The sequence below is a fragment of the Rothia kristinae NBRC 15354 genome (assembly GCF_001570865.1).
GTDB lineage: Bacteria > Actinomycetota > Actinomycetes > Actinomycetales > Micrococcaceae > Rothia > Rothia kristinae.
Genome location: NZ_BCSM01000001.1, coordinates 25,913 through 40,012 on the forward strand (window position 1 = coordinate 25,913; position 14,100 = coordinate 40,012).

The 14,100-nt window shown below is 73.2% G+C and carries 10 protein-coding genes; 1 reads left to right on the forward strand and 9 read right to left on the reverse strand.

Annotated features, from left to right (window positions below):
• Positions 1–144: 144 nt before the first annotated feature.
• From KKR01S_RS00150 to ftsY, 8 genes are all read right to left on the reverse strand, one after another.
• Complete coding sequence (locus tag KKR01S_RS00150) at positions 145–945, reverse strand: response regulator transcription factor (RefSeq protein ID WP_061224976.1); 801 nt, start codon at positions 943–945, stop codon at positions 145–147.
• A complete protein-coding gene (locus KKR01S_RS00155) occupies positions 938–2,377 on the reverse strand; it encodes a sensor histidine kinase (protein ID WP_061224977.1) in 1,440 nt (479 codons plus the stop codon). Before KKR01S_RS00155 ends, KKR01S_RS00150 begins: the two co-directional genes overlap by 8 nt.
• Positions 2,374–3,669, reverse strand: coding sequence for a hypothetical protein (locus KKR01S_RS10855; protein WP_061224978.1), 1,296 nt, complete (start codon positions 3,667–3,669; stop codon positions 2,374–2,376). Before KKR01S_RS10855 ends, KKR01S_RS00155 begins: the two co-directional genes overlap by 4 nt.
• Before the next feature lie 62 nt (positions 3,670–3,731).
• The gene (locus KKR01S_RS00165) at positions 3,732–4,223 is read right to left on the reverse strand and encodes an NUDIX domain-containing protein (protein WP_058731511.1); all 492 of its coding nucleotides are present in this window, start codon (positions 4,221–4,223) and stop codon (positions 3,732–3,734) included.
• A gap of 9 nt (positions 4,224–4,232) precedes the next feature.
• Complete coding sequence (gene ffh, locus KKR01S_RS00170) at positions 4,233–5,816, reverse strand: signal recognition particle protein (protein ID WP_061224979.1); 1,584 nt, start codon at positions 5,814–5,816, stop codon at positions 4,233–4,235.
• A gap of 167 nt (positions 5,817–5,983) precedes the next feature.
• On the reverse strand, positions 5,984–6,334 hold the full coding sequence (locus KKR01S_RS00175; RefSeq protein ID WP_058731509.1) for a P-II family nitrogen regulator: 351 nt from the start codon (positions 6,332–6,334) through the stop codon (positions 5,984–5,986).
• Between the two features lie 43 nt (positions 6,335–6,377).
• Positions 6,378–7,634: an ammonium transporter gene (locus KKR01S_RS00180; protein ID WP_058731508.1), complete on the reverse strand. Its 1,257-nt coding sequence runs from the start codon at positions 7,632–7,634 to the stop codon at positions 6,378–6,380.
• 157 nt (positions 7,635–7,791) lie between these two features.
• Positions 7,792–8,895, reverse strand: coding sequence for a signal recognition particle-docking protein FtsY (gene ftsY, locus KKR01S_RS00185; RefSeq protein WP_058731507.1), 1,104 nt, complete (start codon positions 8,893–8,895; stop codon positions 7,792–7,794).
• Positions 8,896–8,948: 53 nt separating this feature from the next.
• Here ftsY and KKR01S_RS00190 point away from each other — a divergent pair, with 53 nt between their 5' ends.
• Positions 8,949–10,178, forward strand: a complete 1,230-nt coding sequence (locus KKR01S_RS00190; protein ID WP_061224980.1) for an MFS transporter — start codon at positions 8,949–8,951, stop codon at positions 10,176–10,178.
• A 125-nt stretch (positions 10,179–10,303) separates the two neighbouring features.
• Here the strand turns inward: KKR01S_RS00190 and smc are convergent, their stop codons facing one another.
• Positions 10,304–13,912, reverse strand: a complete 3,609-nt coding sequence (smc, locus tag KKR01S_RS00195) for a chromosome segregation protein SMC (RefSeq protein ID WP_061224981.1) — start codon at positions 13,910–13,912, stop codon at positions 10,304–10,306.
• Positions 13,913–14,100: the final 188 nt, after the last annotated feature.

Sequence of the window (14,100 nt, forward strand, 5' to 3'; positions counted from 1 at the left end):
AGGGCTTCGGATGCGGCGGATGCGGACGCGCACGGCGGTGCGGGCCGCGTCATCCACGCTAGGCCGAGCGATTCCGGCCTCGCCTCCCCCCGGAGGATGAATCCGCCTCCGGCGCCCCTCCCCCGGCGGGGGGATCCACGCGGATCAGTCCCGGGCGCCGAGCCCGGCCCGGTGCGCGAGCACGACCGCCTGCACCCGGTCCCGGGAGCCCGTCTTGGCGAAGACGGCGGAGACGTGGGTCTTCACGGTGGCCTGCCCGAGCCACAGCTTCTCGGCGATCTCGCCGTTGGACAGGCCCTGGGCCATCAGCCCGAGGATCTGCGTCTCGCGCGGGGTCAGCGTGGCCAGGCGACGGCGGGCCTCCTCCCGTTCGGCCTCGCGCGCGGGGTCCGGTTCCGCCCCCGCCCCCGGCTCGACGGCGTCGGGCGAGGAAGCGCACCCACCGGCAGCCTTGCCGGTGCGGCCCTCCCCGGCCAGGCCGTGTTCGGGCGCCCCCTCCCCGGATTCCCCGGGCATCCCGGCCACCCGCCGGATCAGCGGGAGGGTGACCTCGGGGCTGAGCAGGGCCTGCCCGGATCCCACGGCGCGCACGGCCGCGACGAGCTCCTCCGGGGTGGCCGTCTTCAGCAGGAAGCCGCTGGCCCCGGCCCGCAGGGCGGCCATCAGGTGCTGGTCCTCACCGAAGGTGGTCAGCATCAGGACCCGGCCGAGCTGGCGTCGAGTCACCTCCCGGGTCGCCTCGATGCCGTTGACCCCGGGCATCTGGATGTCCATCAGCACGACGTCGGCGGGCCGCTCGGCCAGCAGCCGCAGAGCCTGACCGCCGTCGGCCGCCTCCCCGATGACCTCGATGTCCTCCTCCAGCTCCAGGACCAGGCGGAATCCGGCCCGGACCAGCGCCTGATCGTCCACCAGAAGCACCCGCAGAGTCTGCGCCTCAGCCACGGGAGACCCCCTGCGCCGCTTCGAGCTGCCCGTGCGCCTCCTCGGGCGGCAGGGGCAGGGCGAAGCGCACGAACCATCCGCGCCCGCCGACGCGCGGACCCCAGCAGGCGTGACCGCCGTGGGCCTCGGCCCGCTCCCGCAGACCGCGCAGCCCCCGGCCGCCGGTCCCGCCGATCACACCTCCCACGGGTGCGGGCCCGCCGCCGTCGTCGGTGACCTCGCCCTCCAGCAGACCTGCCTCGGCGCGCAGGCGCACGACGAAGGCCGCGGTCCCGGAACCGGCGTGCTTGGCGGCGTTGGTCAGGGACTCCTGGGCCATCCTCAGGAAGGCCAGCTGGGCGGGCAGGCCCATCGTGCGCAGAAGGGTCTCCCACGTCGCCTCGGGCACGGCCAGCTCCCAGCGCACCGTGAGCCCGGCCCGCTCCATCTCCCGGGGCAGGCGCAGGGTCCGGGCGAGTCCCGGTTCCTCCTCCGCGGACTCCGGGCCCTCGTGGGGGTCGCGCAGGACGGCGAGGATCGTGCGCAGCTCCGCGACGCCCTCCCGGGTGGAGCCCTCCACGCGCAGGAGGGCCTCGCGCAGGGCGGAGGCCGTCGGGCCCGTCAGGTGAGCCTCGTCGGGGGCGCCGGCCTTCTCCAGGCGCCGGCGGGCACCGCCGGCGAGCATCCCGACCCCGGTGAAGTGGTGGCCGATCGCGTCGTGCAGCTCTCGGGCCAGGCGCACCCGCTCCTGCAGGACCGCCTGCTCGCTCAGCCGCTGGGACTGCGCCCGGATGGTCTCGGCCTGCTCGGCCAGCAGGGTCGTGCGCAGGGCGGCGCGCCAGGAGGCCCGCCCGAAGGCCGCGGCGCCGCCGAAGTAGGCCAGGTTCATCGCGGCGAAGACGAGGACGTAGGAGACCACCGGATCGAAGGGTCCGGCGCCGTCACGGGGAACGCGGTCCTTGAGGATGGCCACGGACTGCCGCATGGACAGGTCCAGCAGGACCCACAGGGTCATCACGAGGATCACCGCGAGCATCGCCGTCCACACCGCGGCCCGGTGCCGGGCCCAGGCCACCGCAGAGTAGATGGTCGTGAAGTAGGCGATCTGGAAGGTGACGGTCATGCTGCCGGCCGGACCCAGGTACGCCCCGCCGATGAACAGGGCCGTAGCCGCCAGCATCGTCGCGACCGGGTGGGAGCGACGCAGCGCCAGCAGTGCCGCCATGAGGAGCACGACGGCGTAGTCCCGCGGCCGCACCGCGTGATCGCCGTATTGGCCGACGGACTGCGAGGTCGCGATGTTCAACGCGCTCAGCGCGGCCATCCCCGCGGCGATCAGCGCATCCGCGCGCCGCTGCCGGGCCGTGGGGGCCGGTCTCACCCAGTCCGGGTGCTGGGGGTCATCCAGTCGGGCGCGGATCCGCTCGGTCCAGGGCGATGCCGCCGGGCTCACCGGTTCCGACGCCCCAGCCAGGTGCCCACGCCCCAGCCGAGGGCCGCGGCGGCGCTGACCGCGGCCCCGCGCACCAGGCGGGCGGGCAGGTGGTGCTCGGGCAGGGCGGGCCCGTGCGGGCCGATGCCCCCGGCCCGGGATCCGGCGCCGACGCCCGGGCTCATCGAATCCGGGTTCTGGTCCGTCCGGACACCGCGCACCCCGTCCAGCAGGGTCTGCGCGCCATCGCGCACGCGCTGGGCCACCGCGCCGACCGGGCCCTGCTCGGGGGCGATCACCTCGTGCTCCGGCAGGTCCTCCGGGGTGCGCCGCCCGTCCAGGATCTTCGCTGCGTCCTCCGGCAGGCCCAGCAGCTGGAGCACGGATTCGGGGGCGTAGCGCCCGGTGGCGTCCTCGGCGTATCCGGCCAGGCGCCGGGCGGAGGGAGCGTCCAGGCGGAAGCGCTCGGCCAGGGCGGCGACGGCGCCGCGGCGGGCGGCGTCGCGACGGGGCTGGGAGGCCAGCCCGGAGACCTGGGCCTGCAGCCGCCCCGCGGGGGAATCCTCGGGGTAGGTCGCCACGGAGGTGCGCACCGGGCCCCATTCCAGGGTCACCGGGTCCGCGTCCTGACCGAGCACGGTCAGGGCCCGGTGCTCCCCGTCCGTGTCCAGCAGAACCGCCGGGGCGTCGACCGCGTCCAGCAGCTCCACGAGGTCCTCGTAGTCGGTGCCGGCGGCCAGGGACCAGCCCGCGGCGGGGGCGGCGAGCTGGACGGGTCCGCGGCGTCGGGTGCGCAGCAGGCGTCGGCGCAGGGCGGGCACCGGGAGGCAGACCTCGGCGACGGCGGTGGGGGCGGCCTGCGGGGACGGGCCGGTCTGCCAGGAGGCGTATTCCAGCCCGGGGAAGGCCAGCAGCTCCTCCATGAAGTCCTCCAGGCCCGCACCCAGGGTGAGCCGCCCTTCCGCGTCGGCCCGGGCCACGCGCGGATCAGCACCGGGGCCGGTGACCGGCAGCATCAGGTCGATCGTGCGCTCGGCGGCGCTGTACACGGCCGGCACGGACTGCTCACGCAGCACCCGCAGGATGCTCTCCTGCTCGGCGGGACCGCCGCTGGGGTCCACGGACACGGCGCCGTCGGCCTGCTCGGTGAGGCGCCGGTGCAGGTCCAGGCGCACAGGCACCCACTGCCAGCCCGCCGCCGCGGGGTGCGGGGTCTGGGCCTGGGGCCGGTGCGGCGGCCGGGCGGATGCGGGATCCTGCGGGTCCACGACGACCTCCTCCTTCTCAGCGGTGGGCGGGCAGCCGGAGAGCATCGGCTCCGCTTCCTCGAGCGCCTCGGCGGCGTTCGGATCCTCGATCGGATCCTCCTGCGGGCTCAGCCCCAGCTGGTGGAGCTCAATTCTACGACCTCACCGGTCTTCCGGGCTTCCAGGGCACGACGCAGGCGCCCGGCGAATCCCGGACCCACGTACGCGTCCAGCTCAGCCGCGGGGACGAAGCGGTATTCCAGCAGCTCCTCGGCCTGCAGCCGGATCGGCGCGTCGGCAGGGATGGTGCCGCCGTCGTAGAGGAAATAGGCCGAATCCCCCCACTCGCCCATCGACAGGCCGTGGAAGATCAGCAGCAGCCGGCCGGGCTCCAGGCGCAGCCCGGTCTCCTCCACGACCTCCCGGAAGCAGCCCTCCTGCGGGGCCTCGCCGGCCTCCACCGTCCCACCGGGCAGGGTCCAACCGTCCTTGTAGTTGGGCTTGGCCACCAGCACCGACCCGTTCGGATCGGTGATCAGGGCGCCTGCGGCCAGGCGACGGCGCGGCAGGGAGGCGACGAAGGCCCGGAAGTCCTCCGGGGAGAGGTAGGTATCAGCCATGCTTCCGGTCTACTGGTCCCCGAGGAACTTCTCAAACCCCTTGGGCAGGTTGGACAGGTCCAGGTCCTGCTTCTGCTGCTGACCGAAGGAGGACCCGCGGGCCGCGGCCGGCTGCTGCAGGCCCTTGCGCTGGGCCTCGCGCTTGGCCGGGTTGCCGGAGCCTTTGCGCTTGGCGTTCTTGCCCTTGGCCTTCTTCTTGGACCCGCCGCCGGGCCCGCCCATCCCGGGCATGCCCGGCATCCCCTGCATACCCGGCATTCCAGGCATGCCCTTGCCGCCGGCCATGCGCTTCATCAGCTTCTGCGCCTGGCCGAAGCGCTCCATGAGCTGGTTGACCTCGGAGACGGTGACGCCGGAACCGCGGGCGATGCGCGCGCGGCGGGAGCCGTTGATGATCTTCGGGGCCACCCGCTCGTGCGGGGTCATGGATCGGACGATGGCTTCGACGCGGTCGATCTCCTTCTCGTCGAAGTTCTCCAGCTGCTGGCGCATCTGGGCCGCACCCGGCATCATCATCAGCAGCTTCTTCATGGATCCCATCTTGCGGATCTGCTGCATCTGGGCCAGGAAGTCCTCGAAGGTGAAGTCCTCGCGATCCTGGAACTTCTTGGCCATCCGGTCGGCTTCGGCCTTGTCCCAGGAGGCCTCGGCCTGCTCGATGAGGGTCAGGACGTCGCCCATGTCCAGGATGCGGTCGGCCATCCGGTCCGGGTGGAACTGCTCGAAGTCCTTCACGCCCTCGCCGGTGGAGGCGAACATGATGGGCTTGCCGGTCACGCTGGCCACGGACAGGGCCGCACCACCGCGGGCGTCGCCGTCGAGCTTGGACAGCACCACGCCCGTGAAGTCCACGCCCTCGTCGAAGGCCAGGGCGGTGTTCACGGCGTCCTGGCCGATCATCGCGTCGATGACGAACAGGACCTCGTTGGGCACGATCGCATCGCGGATGTCCCGGGCCTGCTTCATCAGCTCCTGGTCCACACCGAGCCGTCCGGCGGTGTCCACGATGACGACGTCGTGCAGCTTGGCGCGGGCCTCGGCCACTCCGTCCCGGGCCACCTGCACCGGGTCCCCCGTGGGGTCGTCGAACTCGCTGGTGGTGCCCGGGTGCGGGGCGAAGACGGGGACGCCGGCGCGCTGGCCGACCACCTGCAGCTGGGTCACGGCGTTGGGCCGCTGCAGATCCGAGGCGACCAGGATGGGCTTGTGCCCCTGAGTGGACAGCCAATGCGCGAGCTTCCCGGCCAGGGTGGTCTTGCCGGCACCCTGCAGACCGGCGAGCATGATGATGGTCGGACCGGTCTTGGCCATGCGGATGCGCCGGGTCTGCCCGCCGAGGATCTGCTTGAGCTCGTCGTTGACGATCTTCACGACCTGCTGGCCGGGGTTCAGGGCCTCGGAGACCTCAGCGCCCAGGGCGCGCTGCTTGACGGCGCCGGTGAACTCGCGGACCACGGGCACCGCGACGTCGGCGTCGAGCAGGGCGCGACGGATCTCGCGCACGGTGGCGTCGACGTCGGCTTCGCTCAGGCGGCCCTTGCCGCGCAGGTTCTTGAAGGTGGCCGCAAGACGGTCGGACAGGGAGTTGAACACGAGGCGTGGTCTGCTTTCGTCGGGTCCGGGCGGACGCCACCGGGATCGGGGCGGCGGAATCTACCGCAGCCGCCGGCGACGTCGTGGCAGTCAGCTTCCCAGAATAGCACCGGATCCCCCGGGCAGCCCGGGGGATCCGATGGGAGTGCGATCGTGTGTGGGTCCCGCTACTTCGAGTCGTACAGGGCCTTCTCGTCGGCCTCGCCGGTGCGCACGCGCTTGACCTCGTCCACCGGCTGCACCCAGACCTTGCCGTCGCCCTGGCTGCCGGTGTGGGCGGCCTTGACGATCACGTCCACGATCTCCCGGGCCCGCTCGTCGGTGGTGAGGATCTCCACGCGGATCTTCTGCAGCAGATCCACGGTGTACTTGGCGCCGCGGTACACCTCCCGGTGTCCGTGCTGGATGCCGTAACCGGCGGCGTCGGAGATGGTCATGCCGTGGATGCCGTACTCCTCCAGGGCCTCCTTGACGTCCGTGAACATCTCCGGTCGGACCACTGCGGTGATGAGCTTCATCTGTTCTCTCCTGAGGATCGAATGGGTCTGGGGATGGGCGGGCTCAGCCCCGCACCGAGAACTGGCCGGAGGTGCCGGAGGCGAAGGAGTAGGCGGTCTCCGCGTGGGCGGCCAGGTCGATGCCCTGGATCTCCGAGCGCTCGGGGACCCGGAACCCGATGGTCTTGTGGATGGCCAGGCCGATCACGGCGGTGACGATCCCGCAGTACACGATGGTCACCAGAGCCGCGACCACCTGGGTCAGCAGCAGCTCGAAGCCGCCGCCGTAGAACAGCCCGGCGGTGCCGGTCTCCGGGGTGGCGATGAACCCCAGAGCCACGGTGCCGATGATCCCCGAGACCAGGTGCACCCCCACCACATCCAGGGAGTCGTCATAGCCCAGCCGGTACTTCAGGCCCACCGCGAAGGCGGAGCCGACGCCGGAGACCACGCCGAGCACCACGGCCCAGCCGGGATCCACGTTCGCACAGGCCGGGGTGATGGCCACCAGGCCGGCGACGACGCCGGAGGCCGCGCCGAGGCTCGTGGCGTGCTTGTCCCGGATGCGCTCCACCGCGATCCAGCCGAGCATCGCCGCGGCCGGGCACACCAGGGTGTTGATCCAGGTCAGCCCCGCCTGAGCGGGAGTCGCGGCGGCGCCGACGTTGAAGCCGAACCAGCCGAACCACAGCAGCGCGGCACCCAGCATCACGAAGGGCAGGTTGTGCGGACGCTGGTTGGCGTCCCGGCCGAAGCCGCGGCGGGCGCCGATGATCAGGCACAGCACCAGACCGGCCATACCGGCGTTGATGTGCACCACCGTGCCGCCGGCGAAGTCGATGGCCTCCCCCAGGGCCGAGCCGATCGCGCCGTCCTTGAGCAGGCCGCCGTCGGCCCACACCATGTACGCCACGGGGGCGTAGACCAGGGTGACCCACAGGGGCACGAAGATGCACCAGGCGCCGAACTTCGCGCGGTCCGCGATGGCTCCGGAGATCAGGGCCACGGCGATGATCGCGAAGGTCGAGGAGAAGGCGATGCCCAGCAGGGAGCCGTCGTGGGTGGCCTGCTCGGATCCGAAGTCCGTGAAGGGGTTGCCGAGGATCCCGGGGATCAGCTCATCCCCGCCGGCCACCGACGAGCCCCACAGCACCCAGACGACGCCGATGATGCCGATGGACACGAAGCTCATCATCATCATGTTCAGGGCGGCCTTGACGCGGGTCATGCCGCCGTAGAAGAAGGCGAGTCCGGGGGTCATCAGCAGCACGAGAGCGGCGGCAACGATCGTCCAGACGTCCTGGGCAGTCAGTTCTTGCATAGCCGGGGGTCCTTACGAGTGACGGATGCGGGGCAGGTGCCCCCACGATGCCGTCATCGTGTTTCGCTCTCCCGACCGCGCCGGTAACGGCCGTGTTTCGCGGACGTCCGCCGTGTTCCGGGAGCGTAAAACCGCCGTCATCTCGGCGGAGCCCGGATCAGTCCAGCAGCGCGTCCACGAAGCCCTCCGGATCGAAGGGCGCCAGATCATCCGGGCCCTCGCCCAGGCCCACCAGCTTGACCGGCACGCCGAGCTCGTTCTGGATGGCCACCACGATGCCGCCCTTGGCCGTCCCGTCCAGCTTGGTCAGCACGATCCCCGTGATGTCCACGACCTCGGAGAACACCTTCGCCTGGACCATGCCGTTCTGCCCGGTGGTCGCATCGATCACCAGCAGCACCTCGGTCACCGGGGCCACCTTCTCCGTGACCCGCTTGACCTTGCCCAGCTGATCCATCAGCCCGGCCTTGTTCTGCAGGCGCCCCGCGGTGTCGATCATGACGGTGTCCGCCCCGCGCCGCTTGGCCTCGGTGACGGCCTCGAAGGCCACCGAGGCCGGATCCGCGCCCTCCTTCTCCGAGCGCACCGTGTCCACCCCGACCCGGTTGCCCCAGGTCTGCAGCTGGTCCGCCGCCGCGGCCCGGAAGGTGTCCGCGGCCCCCAGCACCAGGGACTTCTCCTCGGCGACCATGACCCGGGCGAGCTTGCCGACCGTCGTCGTCTTCCCGACGCCGTTGACCCCGACCACCAGCACGACGCCGGGATCCTCCCCCGCCCCGTCCAGGGCGAGGCTGCGGTCCATGGTGGGATCCACCAGCTTCAGCAGCTCCTCGCGCAGCATCGCCTTCACGTGCGCCGGATCCTCGGTGCCCTCGACCCGGACCCGGGTCTGCAGGGCCTCCACCAGCCGCTGGGAGGGCTCCGAGCCGAGGTCCGCCAGCAGCAGCGTCTCCTCGATCTCGTCCCAGACGTCCTGGTCGATCCTCTCTCGGGAGAGCAGGGTCAGCAGGCCCTTGCCCAGCATCGAGTTGGAGCGGGCCAGGCGCTCGCGCAGCCGGACCAGGCGCCCGGCCACCGGTGCCGGCGTCTCGTAGCGGGGTCCGGCCGGTGCCTGCTCCTCTGCGGCGATGTCGTCCGGCTCCCGGGTCTCCGGGTAGCCGCCCTTCGGGGCCTTGGGGCCCTTGAGCAGCACGAAGGCCAGGCCGCCCAGGACGATCACGCCGAGGGCGATGAACAGGATGAGGATCAGGGAATCATTCACGTCCCCCAGCTTGCCACAGGGCGCCCCGCCCGGCGCGGGTACAGTGGGCGGCTGTGCCCCGACACCTCCCCTTCCGACGTCGACCTCCCGCCGAGGACCCGCAGACCGACCGCACCCCGGTGCCCCAGGACCTGAAGGTCATGATCGTCGCGGCGTTCGTGATCGCCGTCGGCTACGGACTCGTCGCGCCCGTGCTGCCGCAGTTCGCGGCCTCCTTCGGCGTGGGGGCGGCCGCCTCGGGTGCGGTGATCAGCGCCTTCGCCCTCATGCGGGTGGCCGGCGCTCCGGCGGCCGGGCCCCTGGTGAGCCGCTTCGGCGAGCGCGCCGTGTACCTGTGGGGCCTGGGGATCGTGGCCGGCTCCTCCCTGGCCACGGCCTTCGCCCCGAGCTACCCGCTGCTGCTGGTGCTGCGCGGTATCGGCGGGGTGGGCTCGGTGATGTTCACGGTGTCCGCGATGGGTCTGATCGCCCGATTGTCCCCGCCGGACATCCGCGGGCGGGTCTCCGGGTACTACGCGACGGCCTTCCTGACCGGGAACATCATGGGGCCGGTGATCGGGGCGGCCGCGGCCGCGCTCGGCCTGCGGGCCCCGTTCGCGATCTACGCCGCGGCCCTGGCGGTGGCGATCGCGGTGGCCGCGTGGAAGCTGCGGCCCACGGCCCCGACCACGGACACCGGCTCGATCCCCCTGCCGATGCGCATCCGGGAGGCCTGGGCGCGTCCGACCTACCGGGCCCTGCTGGTGTCCTCCTTCGCCAACGGCTGGACCAACCTCGGCGCACGCGTGGCGATCATCCCGCTGCTGGGCGCGGCGGTGGCCGGGGCCTACGGGGCGTCGGTGGCCGGCATCGCCCTGGCGGTGCTGGCCGCGGGCGCTGCGATCTCCCAGATCTTCCTGGCCGGCACCTCGGATCGGATCGGCCGGCGACCGGTGATGCTCACCGGGCTGCTGGCCGCGGCCGGGCTGACGGCGCTGACCGGCGTCGTGCCCGGGCCGTGGGCGCTGTGGGGCGTGTGCCTGCTGACCGGGATCTGCACGGGCTTCTACGCCCCGGCGCAGCAGGCCGCGCTGGCCGACGTCGTGGGGACCCGACGCTCCGGAGGTGCGGTGATGGCGCTGTTCCAGGCCTCCAGCGACGTCGGGCAGATCCTCGCCCCGGTGCTGCTGGGTGCTGTGGTCGACGCCGCCGGGTTCAGCCCGGCCTTCCTGATCAGCGCGGCCCTGCTGGTGCTCGCCCTGCTGGCGTGGCTGCCGCGCACCGCGGAGCCCGCCCGCCCCTGACCGGGCCGCACCCTCCGCGCCCTCTCCGGCTGTTTGGGAGGGATTTCGGTGTCTGGGAGCGTCCTCGTGGCTCCCAAACACCGAAACCCCTCCCGAACGCGGCGGATCGGGACCGGGGGCCCGCCTCAGCGGAGGTCGGCCAGGCGCTGGGAGATGACCTGGGTGATGCCGTCCCCGCGCATCGAGACCCCGTAGAGAGCGTCGGCGATCTCCATGGTGCGCTTCTGGTGGGTGATGATGATCAGCTGCGAGGACTCCTGCAGCTCCCGCAGGATGGTCAGCAGGCGCCCCAGGTTCCGGTCATCCAGGGCGGCTTCCACCTCGTCCATCACGTAGAACGGGGAGGGCCGGGCCTTGAAGATCGCCACGAGCATCGCGATCGCGGTCAGCGAGCGCTCCCCGCCGGAGAGCAGGGACAGCCGCTTGACCTTCTTGCCCGCGGGCTTGGCGTGCACCTCGATCCCCGTGGTGAGCAGGTCCTGCGGGTCGGTGAGCACCAGCTTCCCCTCCCCGCCGGGGAACAGGGTCCCGAACACGCGCACGAACTGCTCCTGGGTGTCCGCGAAGGCCTGGGCGAACACGGTGCGCACGTGCTCGTCCACATCCCGGATGATCTCCTCCAGGTCCGCCCGGGACCTCTTGAGGTCCTCCAGCTGCTGGGCCAGGTACGTGTGCCGCTCCTCCAGGGCGGCGAACTCCTCCAGGGCCAGCGGGTTGACCTTGCCCAGGGCCTTCAGGTCCCGCCGGGCCCGCTCCAGGCGCTTCTCCTGGGCCGCGCGCTCGAAGGGCTCCTGCCCCGCGGCTTCCCCGTCCTCATCCAGCACGGGGATGGGCAGGTGCGGCCCGTAGTCCTCCACGAGGGTCTCAACGGTCAGGGACAGCTCCTCGTGCACGGCTTCGCGCAGGGATTCCAGGCGGGCCTCGCGGGTGGCCCGTTCCAGCTCCCCGGAATGGGTGGTGCGCCGCAGCTCGTCCAGCTGGTCGCGCTGCTCGCGTTCGTCGGTGCGGGCCTCGTGCAGGCGGGTCTCGACGGCGGCGCGGCGGGTCTGGGTCTGCTCCCGGATCCGGGAAGCCTCGGTGAGGGAGACCTCGATGCGCTCGGCGACCCGCGCGATCATCTCCCGCACGCCGCGTCGGGCGCGCAGCCGGGCGGCCTGCCGGGCCTCCTGACGCTGGACCTCGGCGCGGGCGGTGCGCTCGGCGGCCACGGCCCGGCGGGCGGCCTCCAAGCGCCGTTCGGCCGCGCGCAGCCCGGATTCGGCAGCGCGCACGCCCAGCAGGGCCTCGGTCTCGGCGGTGCGGGCCGCGGCCGCGGCGTCGGCGGTGCGGGTGCGCTCGGCCTCGGCGGCGTCCACGGCCTCGGTGCCCTCCTGGCGCTGCAGCTCCAGGGCGGCGGAAACCGCGCCCACCGCCTTCTTCAGGGTCGCGGCCAGCCCCGGCTCCCGGGCATCCAGCTCCTGCAGGTGCTCCCGGGCCGCGGCGAGCTCCTCCTCGGTGGTGCCCACCAGGGTGCGGGCCCGGGACAGGGCCGCCGCACTGGCAGTGGACTCCCGGCTGATGCGGGCGAACTCGGCGCGGGCGGTCTTGGCCTGCTCGCGGGCGCGGCGGTGCTCCGCGGAAGCCTCGTCGTGTCCGGCCCGGACCCGCTCGTGGGTCTGCTGCAGTTCGACGACGGCGGCGCGGGCGGCGTCCAGGCGGCTGCGGATCTCCAGCCCGGTGACGGCATCGGCGGAGCCGCCGCGGGCGGTGTGCGCCTCCAGCACGGTGCCGTCCGCGGCGGCGATCCGCCAGACCGGCCCGGCACCGGCGGGCAGGTGCCGGCGCAGGGCCTCGGCGGCCGCGGCGTCGGCCACCAGCGCCGTGCGGGCCAGGAGACGACGGATCCGCGGGGCGAGGTCCCCGCCGTCGACGGCCCGCGGGGCCCAGTGCGCCGGTATCCCGGCGGCCGCGGCGGCGCGGGCGAGCGGGGCGGGCATCTCGCCGCCGTCGATGTCCCCGTCCTCGGCGGCATCCCCCAGGGCGTCATCGGTGAGCACGCTGACCACGCCGAGATCCCGCTGCCGCGCCGTCTCGAGGATCGGGGCGATCCCCTCCCGATCGGCGGATGAGCTCAGGGCCAGGCCCTCGGCCAGAGGCCCGAGGGCGGCGGCCACGGCCGCGGCGTGCTCGGGGGCGGTCTGCAGGTGCTCGGCCACGGCCACCAGCCGGTCGGGGAACGCGGCGAGCACGGCATCGGTGCCGTCGGCCGCCGGCATCGCGTCGGTCAGTGCCGCGACGCGGGCTCGGGCGGCGTCCAGCTCCCGCCGGGCGGCGGCGGCCTCGGCGGCGGCCTCGTCCAGCCGGCGCTGGGTGGTCTCGGTGTGGGCCTCGGCCTGCTCGGAGGCCTCCGCGGCCGCGCGATGGTCCTCCTCGGAGGGGCCCGCGGCGGCCGTGAGCTGCTCGAGCTGCCCCTGCTGCTCGGCCAGGCGCTCCTCCAGTCGGGCGATCCGCTCCCGCTGGTCCTCGCGGCGGGAGACCAGCGCCTCGTGCTCGGAGCGGGCGGTGGCCATCCGTCCGCGCAGGGCGGCGATGTCCTCGCGGCGGGCGGCGGCCTGAGCCACCAGGGCCGCGTGGTGTTCCTGGGCCTCGTCGGCGGCGGCCTCCGCCTCGGCGCGGGTGCGCCCGGCCCGCTCGTGGTCTGCCCGGGCCTGCTCCTGCCGTTCGGTCAGTCCCGTGAGCTCCTCCTCCAGGCGCCGCACGGCGGCCTCCAGCTGCTCCGGATCCCGCAGGTGCGCCCGGGCCACCGGCGCGGAGGCGGCGCGCACCCGCTCGTCGGCCAGCTGCGCCAGGGAGGCGAAGCGCTCCGTGGTCTGGGTCAGGGCGTAGTAGGCGTCCCGACTGGCCGCGACCTCGGGGCCCAGCCGGGCGGCCTCGGCCTCCAGCTCGGTGATCCGGCCCGTGAGCTCCTCGTGCACGGCCTCGGCCCGGCGCAGCCCCTCCTGGGCTTGGGCCAGGGCCTCGGCGTCGGCCTCCAGGGCGGTGGAGGCCTGCACCCAGTCGTCGGCGAACAGCCGCGCCCGGGCATCGCGCACCTCGTGCTGGATGCGCTGGGCGCGCCGGGCCACCCTGGCCTGGCGTCCCAGCGGGGTCAGCTGCCGGCCGATCTCCCCGGTGAGGTCCTCCAGCCGGGAGACGTTGGCCTCCATCGAGGCCAGCTTGCGCAGGGTCTTCTCCTTGCGCCGCCGGTGCTTGAGCACGCCCGCGGCCTCCTCGATGAACCCGCGTCGCTCCTCCGGGGTCGCGTGCAGGATCCGGTCCAGCTGCCCCTGGCCCACGATCACGTGCATCTCCCTGCCCAGCCCGGAGTCGGAGAGCAGCTCCTGGATGTCCAGCAGGCGGCAAGATGAGCCGTTGATCGCGTACTCGGAGCCCCCGCTGCGGAACAGGGTCCGGGAGATCGTCACCTCGGAGTACTCGATGGGCAGGGCGCCGTCGGCGTTGTCGATGGTCAGGGTCACGTGCGCCCGGCCCAGCGCCTGGCGGGCGGAGGTCCCGGCGAAGATGACGTCCTCCATCTTCCCGCCGCGCAGGGACTTCGCCCCCTGCTCGCCCATGACCCACGCGAGGGCGTCCACCACGTTGGACTTGCCCGAGCCGTTGGGGCCGACGACGGCGGTGACCCCGGGTTCGAACTCGAAGGTCGTCGCGGAGGCGAAGGACTTGAAGCCGCGCACGGTCAGGGTCTTCAGATGCACGGTGCTCCTTCCACGGCTCACGGTTGCCTGCCCGACGCCGGGCGGGGGCCGAGCCTGCACCACTCTATCGACCCGCCCCCACCCCGCCGGCGTCGGGTGGCCGCCCGCGGGAAATGACAGGAGCCCACTCCGGGGGCTGTAGAGTTGATCAGCGGACTGCCGCGCGTCCGTCTCGTCCCACCCCGAGG

Bases quoted from the DNA above. Each gene is read 5' to 3' on its own strand.
- KKR01S_RS10855 (WP_061224978.1), bottom strand. From the start codon at position 3,669: ATGCTCTCCGGCTGCCCGCCCACCGCTGAGAAGGAGGAGGTCGTCGTG.
- KKR01S_RS00165 (WP_058731511.1), bottom strand. From the start codon at position 4,223: ATGGCTGATACCTACCTCTCCCCGGAGGACTTCCGGGCCTTCGTCGCC.
- KKR01S_RS00175 (WP_058731509.1), bottom strand. From the start codon at position 6,334: ATGAAGCTCATCACCGCAGTGGTCCGACCGGAGATGTTCACGGACGTC.
- KKR01S_RS00180 (WP_058731508.1), bottom strand. From the start codon at position 7,634: ATGCAAGAACTGACTGCCCAGGACGTCTGGACGATCGTTGCCGCCGCT.